This window comes from Actinoplanes sp. NPDC049681, assembly GCF_044465265.1.
Classification (GTDB): Bacteria; Actinomycetota; Actinomycetes; order Mycobacteriales; family Micromonosporaceae; genus Actinoplanes.
Genome location: NZ_JBITLP010000007.1, coordinates 544641 through 551352, shown reverse-complemented (window position 1 = coordinate 551352; position 6712 = coordinate 544641). Strand labels below are relative to the sequence as shown.

Annotated in this window: 7 protein-coding genes; 4 read left to right on the top strand and 3 right to left on the bottom strand. The window is 71.9% G+C overall.

The window, feature by feature from the left end:
- Both ACIBO8_RS27575 and ACIBO8_RS27570 read right to left on the bottom strand, forming a co-directional pair.
- On the bottom strand, positions 1-437 hold a 437-nt coding region (locus tag ACIBO8_RS27575; RefSeq protein WP_396118208.1), incomplete at its 3' end, for a sigma-70 family RNA polymerase sigma factor.
- A gap of 156 nt (positions 438-593) precedes the next feature.
- Complete coding sequence (locus ACIBO8_RS27570) at positions 594-1616, bottom strand: medium chain dehydrogenase/reductase family protein (protein ID WP_396118207.1); 1023 nt, start codon at positions 1614-1616, stop codon at positions 594-596.
- A 140-nt stretch (positions 1617-1756) separates the two neighbouring features.
- Here ACIBO8_RS27570 and ppgK point away from each other — a divergent pair, with 140 nt between their 5' ends.
- Both ppgK and ACIBO8_RS27560 read left to right on the top strand, forming a co-directional pair.
- Entirely contained in the window at positions 1757-2569 is an 813-nt protein-coding gene (gene ppgK / locus ACIBO8_RS27565) for a polyphosphate--glucose phosphotransferase (RefSeq protein ID WP_396118206.1), read from the top strand.
- Positions 2570-2577: 8 nt separating this feature from the next.
- Entirely contained in the window at positions 2578-3039 is a 462-nt protein-coding gene (locus tag ACIBO8_RS27560; protein ID WP_396118205.1) for a PPOX class F420-dependent oxidoreductase, read from the top strand.
- An 82-nt stretch (positions 3040-3121) separates the two neighbouring features.
- Here the strand turns inward: ACIBO8_RS27560 and ACIBO8_RS27555 are convergent, their stop codons facing one another.
- On the bottom strand, positions 3122-3691 hold the full coding sequence (locus ACIBO8_RS27555) for a hypothetical protein (protein WP_396118204.1): 570 nt from the start codon (positions 3689-3691) through the stop codon (positions 3122-3124).
- A gap of 89 nt (positions 3692-3780) precedes the next feature.
- Here ACIBO8_RS27555 and ACIBO8_RS27550 point away from each other — a divergent pair, with 89 nt between their 5' ends.
- Together ACIBO8_RS27550 and ACIBO8_RS27545 are read left to right on the top strand one after the other, a co-directional pair.
- Positions 3781-4596: a fused MFS/spermidine synthase gene (locus ACIBO8_RS27550; protein WP_396118203.1), complete on the top strand. Its 816-nt coding sequence runs from the start codon at positions 3781-3783 to the stop codon at positions 4594-4596.
- A 138-nt stretch (positions 4597-4734) separates the two neighbouring features.
- Positions 4735-6702, top strand: coding sequence for a maltotransferase domain-containing protein (locus ACIBO8_RS27545; protein ID WP_396118202.1), 1968 nt, complete (start codon positions 4735-4737; stop codon positions 6700-6702).
- Positions 6703-6712 lie beyond the last annotated feature (10 nt).

Here is a 6712-nt window from a genome sequence, read left to right as displayed (position 1 = left end):
TCGGCGACCTGCGGGGAGCGGCCGAGGCTGTGGGTGAGGGTGGCGTTGGCCTCGGTGATGGCCAGGCGTAGTTCTTGCAGGCGGCGGGGGACGCGGACGGACCAGGTGCGGTCGCGGAAGTGGCGTTTGATCTCGCCGATGATGGTGGGGATGGCGTAGCCGGCGAAGTCGACGCCGCGTTCGGGGTCGAACTTGTCGACGGCTTTGATGAGGCCGACGGTGGCGGTCTGGACCAGGTCGTCGGTGGGTTCGCCGCGGCCGGAGTAGCGGTGGGCGAGGTGGCGGGCCAGCGGCAGCCAGGCCTCGATCGCCCGATCGCGCAGAACCGCGCGGCGGCGGTCCCCGGCGGGGGCCTCGGCCATGGCGTTGAGGAGTTCGGCGGCGCTCTCCGTCGCGGAGTCACTCGCCGTGGTGGCGGGAATCGCTGTTGCGGTCATCGAGGAGGTCCTCCATCAGCGGGCAGAGAGCCGTGCCCGCACGCGGCGACCGTTCACTCCGCTTCACGCTAGCCGGTCGGCCCAGCGTTGACCAGCCGAAAGTATGAGTCACGTCCCGTGACGCGGGCGATGTGCCCCCTTAGGGGGACGATCCGGTCAGGGCGTCAGAACGATCTTGCCCGCCACGGTGCCCGACTCGGCGAGGCGCAGCGCCTCGGCGGCCCGGGTCAGCGGCAGCTCGGCCGCGACCTGGGCGGCGAGCCGGCCGGCGGCCATCGCCTCCAGGACGGCGGTGAGGTCGGCGCCGAGCCGGGCCTGGAAGCGCTTGCGGTTCAGGGCGCGGCCACCCCACACGTTGTAGAAGGAGGCGCGCCGGCCATTGGGCAGCAGGTTCCACAGGTACAGGCGGCCGAGCAGCTTGAGCACCGGGAGCTGGCGGTTGCCGGTGTCGTCACGGGTCGACGCCGTGCCGTAGGAGACCAGCGCGCCGCCACGGCGCAGCAGCTTCCAGGACGCGACGATGCCCGCGCCGCCGACGTGGTCGAAGACGGCGTCCACACCGTCCGGCGCCACGGCGCGGACCTGAGCGGTGACGTCGCCGCGGTAGTCGACCGGGATCACCCCGGCCGCCCGGAGGGCGTCGTGGTGGCGGGAGGACGCGGTGCCGATCACCCGCGCGCCGGCCAGCCGGGCGAGCTGCACCAGGGTGGAACCGACCCCGCCGTTGGCGCCGAGCACCAGCACGGTCTGCCCGGCGCGCACCCTGGCGTGGCGATGCAGCATCTGCCACGCGGTGATCCCGTTGACGACCACGGTCTCCGCGTCGGCCGCCCGTACGCCGTCCGGCACCGGGACGAGGTCGGCCGCGTCCAGCACGGCGTGCGTGGTCCAGCCGCCGACCTTGGTGAGCGCGGCGACCCGGCGCCCGGCCAGGGCGGGATCGACGCCCGGCCCGGTCCCGGCGACCGTGCCGACCAGGTCGTAGCCCGGGACGAAGGGGTACGCCGGCTGGTCGTAGTAGCGGCCTCGCCGCATCTGCTGCTCGGCGAAGGAGACGCCGGTGGCCTCGACGCGTACGAGCGCCTGCCCCGGGCCCGGGGCGGGGACGGGGCGGTGGCGGATCTCCAGGCCCTCGGGCTCGACGACGCCGGGAAGGACGATCTCGGTCGCGGAAGTCATATCAGTGCTCCACTTCGTTAGAGGCTGTAACGAGAGTATGCACTCCTCACTGAGGCGGCCGCAAGGGCGGATGGCACGATTCGACGCAGGGTGTGCGTGGGTACACACATCCGAAACACCTGCGAGACGGAGAGCGGAACATGGCGATCCTGGGCATCGACATCGGCGGGTCTGGAGTGAAGGGGGCACCGGTCGACACGGTGCGCGGGGAGCTGCTGTCGGAACGGATCCGGATACCGACGCCGCAACCCTCGGACGTGGCGAGCGTCGTGGCGGCCGTCGCCGAGGTGGCCGGCCAGTTCGGAGACTACGAGCGGGTCGGCATCACGTTCCCCGGCGTGGTGGTCGACGGCGTCACGCGTACGGCGGCGAACGTGGACAAGTCGTGGCTCGACGCCCCGGCCGCCCGGCTCTTCTCCGAGCGGCTCGGCAAGCCGGTGTCCGTGCTCAACGACGCCGACGCCGCGGGCGTCGCCGAGGTGGCCTTCGGTGCCGGGCTCGACCAGCGGGGCCTGGTGATGATGCTGACCTTCGGTACGGGCATCGGCAGCGCCCTGTTCCTCGACGGCACGCTGGTGCCGAACACCGAGTTCGGCCACCTGGAGCTCGGCGGCGAGGACGCGGAGCTGCGCGCCTCCGACCGCGCCCGCGAGCAGGAGGACCTGAGCTGGGAGGACTGGGCCGAGCGGGTCCAGGCCTACCTGCGGCACGTCGAGATGCTGCTGTCACCCCGGCTGTTCATCGTCGGCGGCGGGGTGAGCAAGAAGGCGGACAAGTGGCTGCCGCTGCTCGACGTCCGTACCCCGATCGTGCCGGCGACGCTGCTGAACAACGCGGGCATCATCGGCGCCGCGGTGACCGCCGAGCAGGCGGCCGGACATCCGGGCGCCGTACCCGTCGAGGCCGACCGGCCCGGCGTCGTGGGCGCCGCCGTCGGCGACCGGAAGAGCTGAGGAGACCCGTGCCCCGCACCGTAGCCACCAACAAGCGCGTCGGCCGCGAGGAGCTGCTGGAGTTCCTCCGGCCCCGGCACCACGCCGTCCTGATGACCACCCGCGGGGACGGCCGGCCGCAGTCGTCGCCCAACACCTGTGGCGTCGACGCCGAGGGCCGCATCGTCATCTCCACCTATCCCGAGCGGGCGAAGGTGAAGAACATCCGCCGCGACCCCCGGGTCAGCGTCTGCGTGCTGTCCGACGAGTTCGGCGGCGCGTGGGTCCAGGTCGACGGCGTCGCCGAGGTCCTCGACCTGCCCGAGGCGCTCGAGCCGCTGGTCGAGTACTTCCGGGTGATCTCGGGCGAGCACCCGGACTGGGACGAGTACCGCCGCGCCATGCAGGAGCAGGGCAAGTCCCTGATCCGCGTCACGATCGAGTCCTGGGGCCCGATCGCCACCGGCGGCTTCCCCGCCCGGCTGGCCTGACCTCAGACTGCACCATGATCGCGCCTCCGGCACGACGGGATTGCGCCCCGAGGAGGCGGTGCCGAGCGCGAGCCGTGGGTGGTCAGTGTGCGGGCAGCGACGCCGCGGGAAGCAGATAGACCAGATCCTCGCGGTGGAGGTCCGCGATCGGCTCGAGCAGGTCGGGGTGGCGGAGCAGCAGCGCGGCGGCCTGCTCACGCTCGTCCGGGGCGGTCAGGCGGCGGAACTCCGCCGGCAGGTCGCCGGCGCCGCGGCGGGGGCGGGGCCGGTCGTCGGCCACGGGTACGGCGGCAGCCACCGCGTCCACGGCACGGGCGGCCAGCAGCGGATCGGCGAGCAGGCAGGCCGCCCAGCTCACGACGACCTCGTCCACCCAGGTACGCCAGCCCTCGTTCTCGGCGAGCTCGTCGTCGGGCTCGCTGCCGGTGCGCCAGTCGAGCACCGCGGAGCCGCCGGGGCCGGCCATGGCGACCAGCTCGGCGTCGACCGGGGTCGGATAGCGCAGCCACGCGGCGACGGTGACCGCCTGGCGGGCCTGCAGCTCGTTGAGGGTGGCCGCGGCGCTGTCCGCGCCGGTCCAGGGGTACGCCCGGACGAGCCAGTGCGTGCTGGCCGCGATCACCGGCGACAGCGCGGTCGACGGACCCGCCATGTGTTCCCCCAGGGCTCGGTGCGCCCCTGCTGGGGTGCGTCGCCGTACCTCTCGGCGCCGCGGGCCGGTGCTTGAGTAGCCTCCCCCCGATGGCAACGCACGGCAACCGACGGGCAACGATCTTCGCGCGGGTGGCGTCGGGGACCGCCACGCTGGAGCCGGACCCCGCCCGGGAGCAGGGCTGGACCGTGTGCGTGGACGGGGTGCCGCAGTCGTATGTCGATCTTGGCGATCCCACGTTCCTGGCTTTCGGATACGTGCGCCGGGTCGCCACGGTGCTGCGGTTGGGCGCGCCTGCGGCCGTACCGTTGACGGTCCTGCATCTGGGGGGCGGCGGGCTGACGCTGCCGCGCTGGATCTCCACGACGCGGCCCGGCTCGGTCCAGACCGTCGTGGAGCACGATCCGCTGCTGCTGGCGGTCGTGGCGCGGACGCTGCCCCTGCCGGAGGCGGTGAGGGTCGAGGTGGGCGATGCCCGGGCGTTCGTCGACGCGGCGGCGGCCGGGAGCTACGACGCGATCGTGACGGACGTGTTCCAGGGAGCGGCGATGCCCGCCAGCGTCGCGGGGGTCGGCTTTGCGGCCGCCGCCGCCCGGCTGCTGCGGCCCGGCGGCGTGCTCGCCATGAACCTCACCGACCTGCCGCCGCTGTCCTACTCGCGGATCCAGGCGGCGACGCTACGTGCCGCCTTCGGCGACGTCGCCCTGATCGCGCCGCCGGGCCTGGTGCGGGGGCGCAAGGCCGGCAACGTGGTGCTCGCGGCCGGCGTGGTTTCCGGCGATCTGCCCGTTTCCCGGCTGGCCGCCGCGGTGGCCCGGGATCCCGAGCCGGCCCGGGTGTGGCACGGCGCCGATTTGACCGAGTTTCTGGGTGGGGCAAAGGCGCGCCTCGACGGGTACGCCTGAGCGTGCTCCGGTAGGTTGAGGGGCACCGGGTGCGACACCGTTTGCGGTTCCTCCAATGCGGAGAAACTGACGTGGACGGTCGCTGCATTTCGCCCGTCTCCGAGGCCCCTCCCGACCTTTCTGACTACGGTGGAGATCATGACCGGACGCTTTCCCATCGAAGCCGTCACACCGTCCGTGTCCTGCGGCCGCTACCCGGCGAAGGCGGTGGTCGGCGAGCTGGTCCCGGTCTCGGCCGTGTCCTATCGGGAAGGCCACCACGCGCTGGGCGTGAACGTGGTATGGACGGGACCCGACGGCGAGGCGCAGCCCTTCACCCGGCTCAGCCCCGGCGAGCCCGGCCTGGACCAGTGGCACGGGGTGATCAAGCCCGACCGGGTGGGCCGGTGGACGTTCACCGTGGAGGCCTTCGACGATCCCTACCAGACCTGGCGCAACGCGGTCACCAAGAAGATCGGCGCCGGGCAGGGGCTCGAGGACCTGGCCAACGACATCGCCGAGGGCGCCGAGGTGCTGGACCTGGCCGCCAAGATCGTGCCGCAGGCGGACGAGGAGCGCGTCCGCGACGCCGCCGCCGCGCTGCGCGACGACAACCGCTCCCTGTTCGCCCGGGTCTCCCCCGCGCTCGAGCTCGAGGAGCTGCTCTGGCACAACCCGGTGCGCCACCTCGTGACGACGACCCGCTCCTACGCGATCTGGGTCGATCGCCAGCGCGCCCTCTTCTCCTCGTGGTACGAGTTCTTCCCCCGCTCCGAGGGCGCGGAGATCGGCCCCGAGGCCACCCCGATCAAGCACGGCACGTTCGCGACCGCGTCGCAGCGGATCCCGGCCGTCGCGGCCATGGGCTTCGACGTGCTGTACCTGCCGCCGATCCACCCCATCGGCAAGATCAATCGCAAGGGCCGCAACAACACCCTGGTCGCCCGCCCCGAGGACGTCGGCTCGCCCTGGGCGATCGGCTCCGACGAGGGCGGCCACGACGCCATCCATCCGCAGCTCGGCACGCTGGAGGACTTCCGGGCCTTCATCCGTACGGCGAACGAGCACGGCCTCGAGGTCGCGATGGACCTGGCGCTGCAGGCCGCACCCGACCACCCCTGGGTCCGCGACCATCCGGAGTGGTTCACCACGCGCGCCGACGGCACCATCGCGTACGCCGAGAACCCGCCCAAGAAGTACCAGGACATCTACCCGCTGAACTGGGACAACGACCCGAAGGGCCTGCGCGAGGAAGTGCTCCGCGTGGTCCTGCACTGGGTCGAGCAGGGCGTGAAGATCTTCCGCGTCGACAACCCGCACACCAAGGCGCTGAACTTCTGGCAGTGGTGCATCGCCAAGGTCAAGGCGGTCGACCCCGACGTACTCTTCCTCGCCGAGGCGTTCACCCGCCCGGCGATGATGAACGGGCTGGGCAAGATCGGCTTCACCCAGTCGTACACGTACTTCACCTGGCGCACGACCGCGTGGGAGATGCGCGAGTACGTGAACCAGCTGAAGTCCTCGATCGACTGGATGCGCCCGAACTTCTGGCCCAACACGCCGGACATCCTGCCCGAGCACCTGTGGCACGGCGGGCCGCCGATGTTCAAGATCCGGACGGTGCTGGCGAGCATGCTCTCCCCGTCCTGGGGCATGTACTCGGGGCTGGAGCTCTTCGAGCACGTGCCGCGGCCGGGCTCGGAGGAGTACATCGACAACGAGAAGTTCGAGCTCAAGCCGCGCGACTGGGCGGGCGCCGAACGGGCCGGGCGGTCGCTGGCGCCGTACATCACCCGTTTGAACACCATCCGGCGTGAGAATCCCGCACTGCAGTGGCTCCGGAACATCGAATTCCACGAGATCGACAACACCGAGCTGCTGTGCTGGTCCAAGCGGGATCCCGAGACGGGCAACACCGTTCTGGTCATCTGCTCGTTCGACTCGGCGAACGTGCAATGGGGCAACACGACCCTCGACATGCCGGCCCTCGGCATGGATTGGCACGAGCGCTTCGACGTGGTCGACCAGATCACCGGGGCGTCGTACGAGTGGGGCCAGCACAACGCCGTGCGGATCGACCCGTACGTCGAGCCGGCGCACGTGTTCGTGGTTCACCCGCGCCGCTGACGGCGCTTGC

Bases quoted from the DNA above. Each gene is read 5' to 3' on its own strand.
- ACIBO8_RS27570 (WP_396118207.1), bottom strand. From the start codon at position 1,616: ATGACTTCCGCGACCGAGATCGTCCTTCCCGGCGTCGTCGAGCCCGAG.
- ppgK (WP_396118206.1), top strand. From the start codon at position 1,757: ATGGCGATCCTGGGCATCGACATCGGCGGGTCTGGAGTGAAGGGGGCA.
- ACIBO8_RS27555 (WP_396118204.1), bottom strand. From the start codon at position 3,691: ATGGCGGGTCCGTCGACCGCGCTGTCGCCGGTGATCGCGGCCAGCACG.
- ACIBO8_RS27550 (WP_396118203.1), top strand. From the start codon at position 3,781: ATGGCAACGCACGGCAACCGACGGGCAACGATCTTCGCGCGGGTGGCG.
- ACIBO8_RS27545 (WP_396118202.1), top strand. From the start codon at position 4,735: ATGACCGGACGCTTTCCCATCGAAGCCGTCACACCGTCCGTGTCCTGC.